This window comes from Candidatus Poribacteria bacterium (assembly GCA_028820845.1).
Lineage (GTDB): Bacteria > Poribacteria > WGA-4E > WGA-4E > WGA-3G > WGA-3G.
On sequence record JAPPII010000035.1, the window covers coordinates 41,948 to 57,625 of the forward strand.

10 protein-coding genes are annotated in these 15,678 nt (G+C 41.2%); 6 read left to right on the plus strand and 4 right to left on the minus strand.

All coding sequences use genetic code 11. From position 1 onward, the window contains the following. Positions 1-82: 82 nt before the first annotated feature. From OXN25_08840 to OXN25_08855, 4 genes are all read right to left on the minus strand, one after another. Positions 83-802 carry an SUMF1/EgtB/PvdO family nonheme iron enzyme gene (locus OXN25_08840; protein ID MDE0424959.1) on the minus strand — a complete coding sequence of 240 codons (720 nt, stop codon included), beginning with the start codon at positions 800-802 and terminating at the stop codon, positions 83-85. Between the two features lie 638 nt (positions 803-1,440). Continuing rightward, positions 1,441-2,616: a hypothetical protein gene (locus OXN25_08845; protein MDE0424960.1), complete on the minus strand. Its 1,176-nt coding sequence runs from the start codon at positions 2,614-2,616 to the stop codon at positions 1,441-1,443. 3 nt (positions 2,617-2,619) lie between these two features. Next, entirely contained in the window at positions 2,620-3,078 is a 459-nt protein-coding gene (locus OXN25_08850) for a hypothetical protein (protein MDE0424961.1), read from the minus strand. Positions 3,079-3,259: 181 nt separating this feature from the next. After that, positions 3,260-4,357: a hypothetical protein gene (locus OXN25_08855; GenBank protein ID MDE0424962.1), complete on the minus strand. Its 1,098-nt coding sequence runs from the start codon at positions 4,355-4,357 to the stop codon at positions 3,260-3,262. 165 nt (positions 4,358-4,522) lie between these two features. On the opposite strand from OXN25_08855, the gene OXN25_08860 reads away from it, so the two are divergent. From OXN25_08860 to OXN25_08885, 6 genes are all read left to right on the plus strand, one after another. After that, a complete protein-coding gene (locus tag OXN25_08860; GenBank protein MDE0424963.1) occupies positions 4,523-5,551 on the plus strand; it encodes a DUF4007 family protein in 1,029 nt (342 codons plus the stop codon). Next, positions 5,544-9,035 carry a hypothetical protein gene (locus OXN25_08865; GenBank protein MDE0424964.1) on the plus strand — a complete coding sequence of 1,164 codons (3,492 nt, stop codon included), beginning with the start codon at positions 5,544-5,546 and terminating at the stop codon, positions 9,033-9,035. The genes OXN25_08860 and OXN25_08865 overlap by 8 nt, the downstream gene beginning before the upstream one ends. Positions 9,036-9,128: 93 nt before the next feature. Next, positions 9,129-10,004 (plus strand): phosphoadenosine phosphosulfate reductase family protein, encoded by an 876-nt coding sequence (locus tag OXN25_08870; protein ID MDE0424965.1) that lies wholly within the window; start codon positions 9,129-9,131, stop codon positions 10,002-10,004. A 43-nt stretch (positions 10,005-10,047) separates the two neighbouring features. Further along, positions 10,048-10,680 (plus strand): hypothetical protein, encoded by a 633-nt coding sequence (locus OXN25_08875; protein ID MDE0424966.1) that lies wholly within the window; start codon positions 10,048-10,050, stop codon positions 10,678-10,680. 3 nt (positions 10,681-10,683) lie between these two features. Then, a complete protein-coding gene (locus OXN25_08880) occupies positions 10,684-12,993 on the plus strand; it encodes a hypothetical protein (protein MDE0424967.1) in 2,310 nt (769 codons plus the stop codon). A gap of 31 nt (positions 12,994-13,024) precedes the next feature. Continuing rightward, on the plus strand, positions 13,025-15,490 hold the full coding sequence (locus OXN25_08885) for a hypothetical protein (protein ID MDE0424968.1): 2,466 nt from the start codon (positions 13,025-13,027) through the stop codon (positions 15,488-15,490). Positions 15,491-15,678: the final 188 nt, after the last annotated feature.

Below are 15,678 nucleotides of genomic sequence, written 5' to 3' on the forward strand. Positions count from 1 at the left end.
GTAAAAACCAATGCCACCTCATTATAAGTTGTTTCGTTCGTAGTAGTGCGATTCATCGCACGTCGCGCAGCACAAACCGAGCTTAAAGATCCATGGCAATCCGAAAACCGACGCTGTGAATCGCCTGTATCGGTTCATACGCCGCACGGTTCGCACACCGCGCCGCAAACTCCCCACGTGCAATCCACGAACCGCCACGAATCACTCGCCGCCGACCTTCACTCGCGCCCAACGGATTCTCCGCAGGCGAGTATTTGTAGGTCTCCATGTGAAACCAGTCGCTGCACCAGTCATAAGCGTTGCCTGCCATATCGTAGCACCCGTAGGGACTCATACCGGATGGATAACTCCCGACAGGCATCAACCGCCGATTCCCCGATTCCGATGTGTTTGCTCTGCTTGCATCCCATACGTCTCCCCAAGGATATTCGCGGGCATCCGTGCCGCGCGCCGCCTTCTCCCACTCCGCCTCCGATGGCAAGCGATACCCTGTATCTTCATACGCATTGAGCCATTCCAAAAAACGCATCGCATCCTCCCAACTCACACCGACGACAGGGCAATCGGGGGCGTTGAGATGTGCTTCTCTCCAGAACAGCGGGTGTGGATCTCCCGTCGCCTCTACAAACTGTGCGTATTGGGCGTTTGTGACCTGATACGTGCCGATAGCATAAGCATCGAGCAGCACGCTCCGTTGCGGTTCTTCAGGGTCGGTCTTTCGGAGTCCAGTCGGGATGGTGCCCATGATGAATTCACCATCAGGGATATGGATGAGCGGGTAATCGAGTGCTTCGATGTGCATATTGGGTGCAGTATGTTCCTTGCTATAAAAGATCAGATAGAAACTTCTGCTTTAGTATAGCACATCTTTAACCCATGTTTCAATCTGTGCTTATTGTCTGAATCAGGATGCACAGGATTCAAGGATTCACGGGATTATACAGATACGAATATGTATTTAACATAATGATATATTTTCTTAGAATCCGCCTTAAAATGAAAATGTTACACTGGTGTAACATTTTTAAGACGGGATGGAGCGTTAGTAAACCCAGTGGTTGTAAAGGTTAGTTGACGTTTTATTTTCTGTTGGAAAAAAATAAAAAGTCCGAAAAGTGTAACATTTTTTATGTCTGTTGGTTGTTTTTGGTTAACAGTTAGTAATAAATTTCTGTGGTTGGCTGAAAAGATTTGTGTGGATTTCCACACCAGCGCTTTATAAATTGATACAATATTCACCCTTCACCTCTTTGGAAAGTCTTATGCTATATTATACTATCTTTGCTAACGGATGTCAAGTAAAAAATAAGTTGGCGATTGGCAGATGGCGACTGGTGTCTGTCAGAATCAGGATTTGCAGGATTTTAGGATTTACAGGAGTGCGGTCTGAATCGCGGATTTTCACGGATTATCGCGGAGGACGCGGATTTTGAATTCTGATTATCCAATTTCTTTGTCCAACTCTTCCTGACTCATCTCTTGTACAAATTTGAGCGTAATTTCCGAATCCTTTCCGTCTTGAAAAATCCTCCTCTCAAACGCTCTCATCAGCGCATTACGACACCGCTTATTCATGTCTCTCGGTGTTCCGCGTTGTAAGTTAGACATGAGTGCCCTGAGTGCCTCCTCTGTAAACGGAAAATAAGGCGTTTTGGGTTTTTCTTCGATTCTATAGTGAGAGAGAAGTTCACGGACATATTGCAGCATCTTTTCTTGGTCTTTCACTTCATGAAAGAAAATCTGTCCGGTAATCCGATCAGTGAGATAACCTCCGAGAATCAGTTCAATTTCCTCATATTCCTCCGGCGAAGTAAGCGTGAAATTCATGAAAAGTGTGAAGAAATAGGGGAGGCGATCTACCAGTTCACGCAACCCTTGTCCAAAAGGACGGTATTGTGGAGGTGTAAAATAGATGAAATTCTCCATTTCATCAATCCATAGGCAGAATCGATTGTGCTGGGTTACATCAGCGGACTCAGATAACCCAGTAAGACAACGAAAAACGCCTGCCAATACCCGAAAATAATCTTGCGTTTTCTCAATGTTTCGATTCAAGCCAAGTTTCCGCAATTCAGTAGTTGTGCATTTGCCGAGAAAGTACGCACTTAGCGGCGATCCAGCCCCTGGGGAAATTGGCGAAGCCTCATATAACTTAAGCAGCGCATTCACGAAATCACTGCTTACCATCGTTTGACGCAGGTTTCGCTCAACGACGTTCCGCCCAACAGACCCCACGTTTTTTTTCACAGCTTCCCCTATTCGCTCAAGTCCAATCTGCTCGATGACATCCAGATAAAAATCCCTTGCAGGATTCCCGGTTTCAGTAGGTGTCTGAACTCTGAGAACTTCTATACTCTGTATACTCGGAGATGCGTCAGGAATATTTTTGTCAGAACTAAAGAAAAGTGAAGCATGGGTTTTGCCGCCGCCAATAGGCCCTCGACATAGTACCACTTGCGTTGGTGCAGATGCTTTTGCTTCCCAGAAGACACTTTTAAATTCATCTTTGAGTTCATCCATGCCTGCCCAAATTGCTCGTTTAGGGTCAGTAGGAGGGTTAACCATAAAGGGGTTTTCCCGCAAAGTCACTAAATTCCAATCAATTGAGAACTTCATAACTCACCTCATTTTTTTCACAGATGGCATGTTTTTAAGCATGCTATCTAACAACTTGAGACAACCACGATACTTACTCAGGCGTTTTGTTATTTCCTCTCGCGTTCCGGCGACGTTAGGATTTACATGTCTTAAAGCCGAATAAGCCTGAACGTACGACCACTTTGGAAACATAACGAGATAGATATGCATCAGTAAATCCAATGAAGTCCAAGTTTCTGCTGTTTTGAAGTGCCTTTCGTACCAATCTATAAAACCTCTACGTGCATTCATATCATCTGTTAACATGATGACCTGTCCTGCATATTGTCTCCGAACCAACCAAAGGGTGAGTGCGCAGTTATAACGTTCTCCTTGATTTTTACATGGATTGCCACTTGGGGCAAATTGGTCGAAAAGGATCTTCTCATAATCCCGTTCACGGTGAAAATAGCGCCTTGCTTGACGTACAAATTGCAACATTTGCTTGCCGTGGTTTCCTAACTGCCCTCTATGTCGTCTAATCTCGTGGGGAATCTCTCGTGAGACTTGCACATCAAACAGTTGACTTAAAACCTCAGTGATATAGGAACGTCCTACATAGACCTCATGTATGTTTATGAGTGAAGATGTATCGGGAATCAGAATGTCCATAAATCTTGAGTTAGGTTGGAAAAAAGATAAGATAAGACTCATTCTCGCGGTGGGAAAATCGAACTGCATGCGGTGTATCAAGCTCTTTAGAAAACGTATTTAGATCTGCATGAAGTTCCTCAAGGTTCACCGCGATGCCCCTATCCACAATGAGAAGGAGTGCCATATAAATGAGTGCAGGATATAAAGAAATCTTCGGGGTCGGTGTACTCCGGAGCGTTTCAAAAGCCTGAAAAGTGAGTTTATGAAGCAGTTCTTTTCTGTCTAACTGCTGTATATTTGCCCATTGCCGGTCAGTTGTGCCACTAAGCACCCGTCCAGCAATGCCAAAAAATTGCCTCCGCAACCACGCCGGACTTGTGTGAAAAACCTGCCCTTCTTGAATTTTCGGAAGAGATCGAGAAAACTGTATTCCCCTCTTTGTTAATCCAGACTGTCTCTTTCCATCACTTGCAATTGAGACTAAACCGAGGTCTGCCAACCAATGAATACGTGGCGGCACAATATTTTCAATAGAACGTTTTGATTCTTCCTTCCAATGTGCCACGCGATTTCGGACTGACAAGATGTCACGTGCTACATGCTCTTCCGCTGTCAACATGCGGGCTTGCAATTGCTGAAGATAAAACGTGGGAAAAGCGTTTTGCAAATCGGCAAGAGATTGAGGAGATCTGCCTACCAACATTCTAATAACTGTCAGAAGTTGATCGCTATCCTTCAACAGAAGCCAATACAAATACGCACAGCGTTCCGCGTGAGTCAGTTCAAACGGATTGTGATCGGGTGCTTGGTGGAGAAACGGCAGCAATGTTTTCCCAAACCGTGTAACGCGGCACGCGCCAGCGATTCGCCCTATAAGCCCCAACGAAACAGCGAAATTCGTATAACGTTTTGGAGCAGCTTGCCCGCGTGTCGCTTTAATAAATCCCTGCTGATTCGCGTAACCCATCAAATCTTTTTCATGATTAAGGCTCCATTTTTCAAGTCGAGAATAAAGCGTAGACTCGCCTAATGTTTTATGCTCAAGCAATCGTAGAATTGCGGAAACATAACCGAGGCGGCGAACAAGCGTGTTAATCTCTGTGATTCCAACTTCATACTTGGGCATTTAGCAATTTACCCGCTGAAAGCAACACTACGAAACCTAAAAAGAAAAAGAGCGTGACATATCACCTAAAAGGTTTTGCCTAGTAAGTATTACAAACATGGGAAAACCCTCTGAAGTCAAGCACTACTGCAACGAACAATAAAAGCATACCAGATTTTCCAAAAAATGTCAAAAAATATCCCGAATCTTCGCGAAAATATGTTGCGTTTTTCCGCTATCTATCGTATAATAAGTTATATGGAAAATCTCCTAATCTCCGAACACACAACTTCGCCATATCTGGTGAGTCCATCCTTTTCAGGGCACCAGACATTTCCGTTTCGGTATACATGGCTAAAAAAAGGTGTTGATGCAGTGATGGATAAGACAAACGTTTTTACAGACGATAATGCACCAGTTACTTTAGGCGTTGGTAAAAACATGGTCGGTTCCATACGTCATTGGTGTTTAGCTGCCAACCTTATTGAAAAAATATCGGGTGGTTTTAAGGCATCTGAGTTTGGTGAAGCAATTTTTAAGGATAAAAAGGGATTTGACCCTTACCTCGAAAATCCATCTACTTTGTGGTGGATCCATTGGAAAATTGCGACAAATAAAAATCAAGCAGCCACGTGGTCTTGGGCTTTTAATTTCCTCAATTACCCAGAGTTCACAAGAAAATCCTTAACTAAGGACCTTATCTATTGGATAAAACAGCAAAAAAATATAAGAAAGCAGCCTTCCGAAAATACGATCCAAAAGGATGTCAACTGCTTTTTTCGAACATATTGTCTTTCACACTCATCAGAAACTGCAATTATTGAGGACACATTTGATTGCCCATTGGTCGAATTAGACTTAATTCGCGAAGTACAGGTTGAGCAGGGCGAAAACAGGTATCAATTCAATTTGGGTCCAAAACCATCGTTGACAGATTCAATGCTTGCTCTAACTATAAGCGAATTCTGGAATGATTGTTTTCCAAACTCGAACACACTTTCTTTTTCAAAAGTCATGTATTCAAAATTAAGTCCTGGTCAAGTTTTCAAACTTGATGAGAATACATTGGTAATGTCCCTCGAAAAACTTGAAACAATAACTCATGGTAATATGATTTTTGATGATACTGCAGGATTAAAGCAGATTTCCCGACATGAAAAATTGGATATGCTAGAACTTTTGAAAGGTGTTTATTTGAAAGGTGTTTATGAGTAAAGTACTATCTGACATTTTTCACGTTAAAGGGCGTTTCCAACGCTCAGTTCACCTGGAGCGGGATTTCTATACCGATGAAAATCTTTTGGAGGGCTACGTTGTAACAGAAACAGCACTTGAGATGTTAGAGCGCATCGTTTCAGCTTTAGAAAACGGTAAGTCATCGAAAGCATGGTCTCTCACTGGACCTTATGGATCTGGAAAATCAACTTTTGCACTCTTTACTGCAAAGCTGCTCAGGAGTTCCGTCTCTCCGACAACGCGACAAGCATTAAAACTACTTGAACAAAAGAATACCGACTTATATAAACGATTCACCAATATAAAAGGTAACAAACAGTCTTCTCCTTTTAAGTTCTGTCCTATTCTTATTTCTGGAGAACGCGCTCCAATCTCGCTTGCTCTTTTACGTGGTTTGCAACGTGGTCTTACCTCTTTCAATGGAATATCAGAAACAAAATCCCCACTTCCGACAATTAAGAAATGTTTGGAAGCAGCAGGAAAAGGAACCCTCCCTAACTCTTCTGAAATTATAAAACTCTTTGAATCAGCAATGCACCAAGTTGAGGAACATGAAGGCACTGGGTTATTGCTCGTGATTGATGAGTTCGGAAAGTTTCTTGAATACGCTTCTCAGTACCCGGCACAAGGAGATATGCATGTTTTACAAGAACTTGCTGAATTTGCTGAGAGAAGTGAAAAGACCCCCTTATTTTTTTTAACTATCCTTCATCAAGCGTTTGAAATGTACGGACAACGTACCGCGAAATTACAACGTGAAGAATGGGCAAAAATCCAAGGACGATTTGAAGATGTTCCCTTTATTGAACCCACAGAGCAATTACTCCACTTAGTCGGCACAGCACTTGAGAAGTCTTTAGACATCGCCTGCAAAGATAATTTTAACAGTGTAACTGAATTAGGGCTTAAGCTTCGCCAACTTGACGACACTGAATTTATCCAACTCTTGGAAAGTTGTCTTCCGCTCCATCCTACAGTGTCACTTCTCATTGGACCACTCTTTCGCCGATTCGCACAGAACGAACGTTCTCTTTTCGCCTTTATGAGTTCAAGTGAACCATCCGGCTTGCAAGACTTCCTTTCAACCCAACATTACTGTGGTAACCGACTACCAACGTATAGACTCGCAAACCTGTACGATTACTTTAACCTCACGCAAGGTAATAAACTCTATACCTCTGGTGAGGGCAAGAAATGGGCTGAAATTGAATCCGCCATTAATCGGTTGCCGGATCCTACCGAAATAATGGTTAAAGTGATTAAAACTATTGGACTACTCAGTATCGCCGGAGAGGTAATAAACAGTTTAAAAGCTTCAGAAAAGTTGCTTTATTATGCACTTGACGATAATTCAGAAACCTTCGCAAAAGAATTTGGTTCTGCCATCAGCGAATTAAAAAAACATTCGATTATTACTCACCGTAGTTATAATGATACTTTTTTAATATGGGAAGGGAGTGACATTGACATTGAGGCCAAACTCCTTGAAGCTGAAACACATGTTAACACAACGGGAGCATTTGCTACAAATCTATCGCACTACATGCCGAAACGTCCCTTGGTTGCACGACGACACCTGTTTGATAAAGGCACTTTACGGTACTTTACTGTTCGTTACACCGATCTTGAGAACTTTGATGCGGATTTGAGAGAATCGTTTGAAGATGCAGATGGCCTCGTACTTTATGCTTTGCCTATAAGTGAATCTGAATCGGAACAGTTACGTAAAAAAGCAAAAAAGGTGAACCGAGAAGAAATCTTGATTGCAATTCCTAACTCTATTGGTTCTCTGCAAGAGGCAGCTTTTGAGGTGGCAAAATTACGATGGGTTCAACAAAATACATCCGAATTACAAAGGAATCAGGTCGCAAGACGTGAACTATCAGCAAGACTTATAGAAGCAGAAAAAGATGTTTTGAGACAATTAAAAGCAATTTTTGACGAAAACAACGCGAACACTTGCTGCTGGTACCATAAAGGACAACAAAGGAAAAATATTTCAACCCATAGTGTAAGAAACGCATACCTGTCAACAATCTGCGACCAAGTTTACAACCGGACACCGACCCTACGGAATGAACTCATCAATCGGCGAAAAATCTCTGGGACAGTGACAGCAGCAAGGCGAGAATTAATCCAAGCCATGCTTGAAAATGGAGACCAAGAAAATCTTGGTATCACCGGCTCTCCGCCTGAAATGAGCATCTACTGTTCCCTTTTATTGAATTCAGGAATACATCGAAGCCATTACCGTAAATGGGGATTTCATCCACCCAACAGAACACACGATAAAAACAAAATGAAGGATACATGGAATGCCATTGAGGATTTTTTTATCAAGTGCGAAAATGAGCGACAACCTATTACAGAACTCTATAAAAGACTGATGGCAAAACCTTATGGAATCCGAAGGGGTCCACTTCCAATTCTGTTGTGTGCTGCGATACTCTGTTACAAAACAGAAGTCGCACTCTATGAAAATGGATCCTTTGTACCGGATCTGTCAATGCCAGTTTTTGAACGGCTGCTTAAGGTTCCTGAACAATTTGAACTGAAAAGGTTTCGGATGACAACCCACAGAACAGATGTTTTAGCACGGTACCTAGAGGCTCTTGATCAAACATCAGATATAGACATACCAAATCTGTTAACAGTAGCCACACCACTTATGCTTTTTGTTGCTAGCCTTCCTAAATACACTTTGATGACTCAAACTTTGAGCGAAGATGCCAAAAACCTGCGGGAAGTCGTTTTAGACGCGCGCGAACCTGACACATTGCTCTTTTATGATTTACCTGAAGTCATGGGGTACCCCGCTTTCAGTGCAGAAAGAGATACTAATCCGGCAAAGACGGACCAATTCTTCAAAGCAATGCGGAACGTATTAGACGAACTAAAACAGACTTATCCTTCTCTGCTAAATTCTGTTGAACAACAGCTAGCATTTAATTTCTCTGTAGAATATAAAGATGAACAACTCCGTAGAGAATTAATTAATTTAGCTGAGCCATTAGAGGAAGTTACAAGAGGCACACAACTCACAGGATTTTTGATGCGAATTTGCGACAGTGGACTTGATTTCGATAATTGGCTTGAAGCAATTGCAACTTTCGTAGTCAACAAACCACCTGCCTCTTGGATAGACAAAGATAAAGCACAATTTGAAATCAGCCTTTCTCAACTTGCAAAGAAATTTCTACATTTTGAAGCAGTGTCATACGAAAAACGGAAACGTTCCGAATCATCAGAAGGGCAACGAATTCGGATAGGAATCACCAGGCCAAACCAAGATGAGCAGGTGTGGGTTGTTACTTTGCCGCTTACCACTGAGAAAAGAGTTCCCGAAATAGGAAAGAGGTTAAAAGAAGTCCTTAATGATTTTAAGATAGATGCCGATCCTGATCTTCGTAGTGCTATTTTAGCATGCATTTCACAAGAGTGGAAGCAACAGCAGGAAGAATAAAAATAAAATTTAGTTTTACTTTATGTGTGCGTTATGTTAAAATTGATTTAAGGTAATGATTCTTCTCGATTAAAGGCATTTATAGGAGGGAGCATGGCACAAAAAACACGTCATCTTCTCGGACTCTCAGGTGGAAAAGACAGCTCAGCACTTGCAGTTTACATGCGAGACAAAGAACCAGAAATGGAATACTTTTTCACTGATACCGGAAAAGAACTACCAGAAACCTATGAGTACTTGGATAAGTTGGAGGTATTCCTTGGCAAAGAAATCATCCGCCTCAACGTTGAACGCGATTTCGATCATTGGCTAACACTACACGGAGGTTTGTTACCATCGTCTCAGGTGCGTTGGTGCACCATTAAGCTGAAAATAAGACCTTTTGAAAAACATGTTGAAGAACACTTCAGTGAAGATAAAGTGTATCACTACATTGCTATCCGTGCTGATGAGGATCGTATCGGCTACAAACCACCAAAAATCTCGTCTCTCCGCAACATCGAACCCAAATATCCTTTCAAAGAGGACGGCATCACTAAAGAGGATGTCTACCAAATTTTAGAGAAAAACGGGGTAAGACTCCCCGCCTACTACGACTGGCGTACGCGTTCCGGATGCTATTTCTGCTTCTTCCAACGTAAATCTGAGTGGGTTGGACTGTTAGAGCAGCATCCTGACCTCTTTGAACTCGCTAAAACATACGAAAAACCGAATCCACATTCAAAAACTGGAGAATTGTTCACATGGTGTCAGGGTGAAAGTTTAGAAGAACTATCAAAACCGGAACGGATAGCAGAAATCAAGGCAAATACCAAAAAGGCGATAGAAGATAAGAAAAAAGCAATAGCAGAAAAGAAAAAGATCAAGCCGAATCAAACCTTGATGCAAATCCTCACTCCAACTGAAATCCTCGCTGAGGTTCTTGACGATGAGGATGATGAGGAGCCGTGTTTGATTTGTCATAAGTAATAGGTGTATAACTTGTGGATGATGAGGCCTAAGGTCTGTCAGTATGAATACAATTGAGTTTCAAGGTAGTGACATAGCGGGAACTCCGGAACTACCGGGTATTTATGCGTGGTATTATCGGCCACGTGTATTCGGGGACCGTGAGGCTGAAACGTTAGGAAGGTTAATCACAAGTCCTTCAAACGTAAAGACTGAAATTGCTATGCGGTATGACCTAGTTTGGGAAGTTGATTCAGATGCCAAGGTTCTACATGGGGGAAGACAGAAACGTCAACCGGTCGATAAAGTTGTTTCAGGTGCGGTTGTTGAAGGGGGTGATTTAATCAAATCCTTTCTTCAAAATTTGATGGTTCCTTATTTTGCTACACCGCTCTATATTGGTATCGCTAGCAAGAACTTACGCCGGAGAATTAAGCAGCACTATGATTTACTTACTCAGCTATGGGAACCCGATGAACCAATAAGTAAGTATCTGGCAAACCATTCTAATGCGCGGGTGCAAGAGGTCCTAGATCAGTTTGATTTAAATCATTCTTTTGCTATTAATGCAAGAGTAAAAGGGATAGCTCCAAAAGATTTAGTAGTCTGCGTTTATCCGGTTGATCTACAAGATAAGTTAAGAAACTTAGAGCAAATTCTTCAAATTCTAGCCGATCCAATTTGTGGAAGGGGATAAACAATGTCTAGAAGTTTTGATAATCCTAAAACTTCAGTAATTTATGGTTCATTTGGTGAATTTACTATAGGTAAAGGTGAAAATACTATTCGTGCGAAATATCTTCTTACGAAAATAAAGCCCGGGAGTGATGGTAATTGGGAATGCGAATTAGCATCCGAAATGAAACCTTGGCGTGAGGTATTTAATGTTGAAGAGTTGAGTTTTGATGAGTTATTACAGCGGGATCTTGATGATTCACGAGTAGCACACGATCTAATTCCCTACTTGCTTGGTGAATTAGGAGGTAGAGCAAAGTTCTTTCCTCCAATTTTAGCGGTAATTGTTCCTCGTAAAGATACTGGATCGGGTATTGAGGGTTTTTATCCACCTCAAGAGGTCATTAATCAGGTTGAGGAGTATGGTAATTTATTTGATTTTGAACAAATTGAATGGGATGGCCAGTTAACACCACTGGCAAGTCTGAGTTACAACAGACAACGTTCTGCTTTCATAATTGTTGATGGTCAACACCGAGCTATGGCAGTGCTAGCTCTACACCGTCAACTGAACCAAAATTGGGGGGACAATGCTTTCGCCTCTTATTATGATCATATTGAGGTAACCTCTGAACAAGTCAAAAGTATTGAATTGCCAGTATGTATCGTCTATTTTCCAGACCTACATAAGGGTAATCCTATACCGCGAGAGCAAGGTATTGATTTAAGTTCTATTTGTCGCGAAATATTTCTGGTCGTAAATCGTAGTGCTAAACGAGTTAGTGCAGCGCGAACTCTTTTGCTAGATGATGATGATATCGCTGCACGCCTAATGCGTAAAACCTTGTCCACTCTCAAAAATCGTAACAGAAAAGAGGACGGATTAGCCCGAATCTATTCAATTTCTTATGGAGATTCAGACACAGAAATTGGAGAGAAAGAAGTTATCTCAGGTCGACTTGAATATAGCAGCGCGATTGCGCTGCACAAAGTTCATGGAGCATTGTTTTTCGGTTCTGATGAAGCATTTAGACTAGACAATTATGAAGATATTTCAGATGGTCGCAAAATAAGAAACAGCAACCGTCCAGTTGAGATCTTACTTGGAACAAGAATTGAAAACTACCCAACTTTATCGCGTAATTCAGGTAAGACATTACCTCCGGATGAAGTAGATGAAATAATTGAAAAACTGGGGGATATGGCAGACAAAGCACTAGTAAGCCTTTTTGATGGATTTCGTCCCTTTACAATTCATAATTCCGAACTTCGTCGCTTGAGAATGAAACTTTTAGATCCTAACTTTCAATCTCAGGTTGAACAGAAAAAAGCATATAGTCTGGTTTTTGAAGGAAGTGGAGTTCGGAATGTTTTTGAATCACATTTTGAAAGGTTGAAAGATGAAAGAGAAGCATGTATCTATGAAGATGGAACAGCTCCGCTCCATTTACAGCGACAGATTAAATTCTGTGAATCTGTGATGCAAGCACTCGGCTATCATGAACGCGAATTTCATCGTTTTCGAGCATGTAGTTTTTTTCATATAAACCCCGACTTGTTTGATAATGAAAACAACCAGGAAGATCACGTAGAATTGAGCCAAAAGGCCCGCGTCCTCTTCCAAACTTTGGCAACCCAGGCTTTTCAACTTGGCTATGCTATGACTATTTTTACCGTTGTTGAAGAATTAAAACGCTTGCAACCTCTGACCTCTCCTTTTGAATATCCGAAAAGATTTGAACTTGTAGAATTTGTTACAGAAGTTTATCTCGCAGCCCTTAACAAATACTTCTCTCCGAAAGAAAAAACGGTCCATAGGAGTCTCACCGGTTACATACGCGAACCACGAGTTTCAATTTTTGATGCGAACGCGCACGGACTTCGGGGGCTCTTAGCGATGAGTATCAGTGAATTAAATGAGCGTCAGTGGCGATTTTTCCGATATGTCATCTTAGAAATTGTTCACTCTCCGTTCTGCTGGAAAGCGGCTCAATCAAAAATGAAAAAAATGAACAACGAATGGGCACTAGAATGGTATAAAAAAGCAATTCCTACACTGGTAGATGGTATTATCTCAGAACGTGAAAAATATATTAACGATGCCATTGAAGCTTCTGTAAAAGGACGAGAATTTGAATTACTTAGAATGCGCACAGAAGCTGAAGAAAGAGGGTCTGGCAAAACCCATGAGCAAATTCAGGATAGTATTGAGAAACTCCAAAACGCGCGTAAGGAAGCTGCAAAGAAAAACACAGATAGTCATCTAAAAGCAAGTCTAGAAGATATTGAAGAAAAAGAAGATATGGTTAAACGCTTAATTGCCCGACTGCAATAAATTTGTAGGGAGTTTGTTCATAAAATCAACCATGAAGCAACTTTTCAACAAACTATACTTCGCCCAAACTGAGGACGATGTTGATAAAGTCATCAACGCTCATCCGGACATTTTCAAACCTGAAAATTGGTCTCCACTCGGCGGTAACGAAAACAATTTCGGTGTTATCGAAAACCAACAATCTACTCCGATCGCAGCACTGATTGAGAAAATTACAAACTCAGTTGATGCCGTTCTGATGAAGAAATGCTTGGAAGCAGGTATTGATCCGAAATCCCGTCAAGCCCCCAATTCTATGGAAGAAGCCAAAATGAGTTTCTTTTCAAATTACGGAAAATGGGATCTATCAAAATTCCGGAATCAACAAGCAGAAAGCATCCAAGTTCTTGCTGATGGACCTCGACGAAATACCTCTTTAATAATTTATGATGATGGTGAAGGCCAGCATCCTGAAGAATTCGAGAGTACCTTTCTGTCATTATTGAGTGGAAATAAAAACGAAATCCACTTCGTCCAAGGCAAATACAATATGGGGGGTAGCGGTGCCATTGTATTCTGCGGCAAAAAGCGGTATCAATTAATCGCTTCAAAACGTTTTGATAATACCGGAGAATTCGGTTTTACATTAATCAGAGAACACCCACTGAGCAAAGCAGAAGAAGTCACGAAAAAGAATACATGGTATGAATACTTGAAAATTGATGGGAAAATTCCTGCTTTTCGAGCAGACAGACAAGATTTAAGGCTGCATAACAGGCCCTTCACAACTGGAACGATTATCAAACTCTATTCTTATGATTTACCTTCGGGAATTTCAGATATTTCAAGGGATTTGCATCAGAGTATCAACGAGTACCTATTTGAACCTGTTTTGCCAGTGTACACAATTGAAAAAGAAGAACGCTATCCTAAGAGTTCTTTGCGTAGGGGTTTATACGGATTAAAGCGCAGGTTAGAACAGGAAGATAACAAGTACGTTGAAAAATCTTTTTCCGAGGATTTTGACGATTCTCTTTTTGGCAATATGAAAGTGACGTGTTATGTCTTCAGAACAAAAATTGATGATAGATCTGTCAAAGAGACTAAGGACACAATTCAACGCGAGTTTTTCAAAAATAATATGTCTGTGCTTTTTTCAGTCAATGGGCAAACACACGGGCACTACACATCCGAATTCATAACCCGCTCCCTCAAATTGAATTTACTCAAAGAATATCTGCTTATTCATGTTGATTGCACGAACATGAATTACGATTTCCGCAAAGAACTATTTATGGCATCTCGTGACCGGTTAAAAGATGGTGAGGAAACCAGAGCATTACGAAAATTTTTGGCAGATAAACTCGGTAGCAAAAATGGACGTTTAGCAGAAATTCAAAAACGACGAAAGGACTCAATAGCGGTAGAGAGTGAGGATGCGAAAGAGTTGCTTAAATCTTTCGCACAAAATTTCTCCCGAAATACAGAATTGCTAAAATTATTGGAACAAACTTTAAATTTAGATTTGCCACCTAAAGGTAAGGAAAAAAGAGACACTAACAACTCAACGAAGGAAAAACAGCGAAAAAAGGAAGAACAACCCTTTAATCCCAAACGATTTCCCGCATTCTTCAAACGACGGACGCAAGGGAAAAAGGATAAGGAAGTAGTCGCAATACCGCTTGGTGGAGAGAAAACAATTTTCTTTGATACGGATGTTGAAAACAATTATTTCGATCGTATAGAAGAACCTGGAGAGTTGAAAATTGCCATTCTTGATTTCAAAAGGAATGACACGGAAGGGGGAAATGCCCCAGGAAAAGTTGATCGGATTGAAAATGTATTTAATGCGCGGAAAAGCAGCCCACAAGATGGAACCATCAAAATTCATCTCAATCCTAAAAAAGAAGTGAACGTTGGGGATGAAGTAAAAATCAAAGTTAGTTTGGAAGATCCAATAGGGGAATTTGAGGAAATATTCTGGGTGAAAGTGAGTGAGCCGAAGGCACCTACGCAACCCTCACCGAAACCTGACAAACAGGAAATACCGAGTTTAGGATTGCCCGACTTGATATACGCTTACAAAGACGGTAGACCGGAAAGCAATGGTGAATTAACCTGGGAGCAAGTTGCAGAGGCAACCGGAGAAGAAATGGACTATGCTACTGTCATGTACCCTATGGTGAATGGAGAAAAGTTAGAGAGCATTTACATTAATATGGATAGTACTGTTTTGCAGAATTTCAGAGCGAAAACCCGAAATCCAAACCAAGAACAGTTAGAGAAGTCCAACCAGAGATATATCGCCTCCGTATATTCTCATGTTCTGTTTTTGTACTCAATTACAAAGGCGCGTAAATATCAGGTTGTGCAAGAGCAAAATGACACCAATTTTGACAATAACGGCACTTCCGATGTTGAATTAGGGATTTATCTCAAAGATTTGTTTGATAGTTATTACGCAGAATTTCTTGTCAACTTCGGTTTTGATGAAATTATGCAATTGTTAGGAGATTAAATTCTTTTGTCTCTTATAGATGTTAACCTGCCACGGATAACAACATAAGCTAAAATCACGACTATAGAAATTCAATTATACCTCGCCAGTAAACATCTACATCTTTCCAAGTGCTACCATAAACTTTCTTATCTAAAAACCGAATACTCCCCAATCCTCATTCTATAGACATAACACGCCAAAATCAA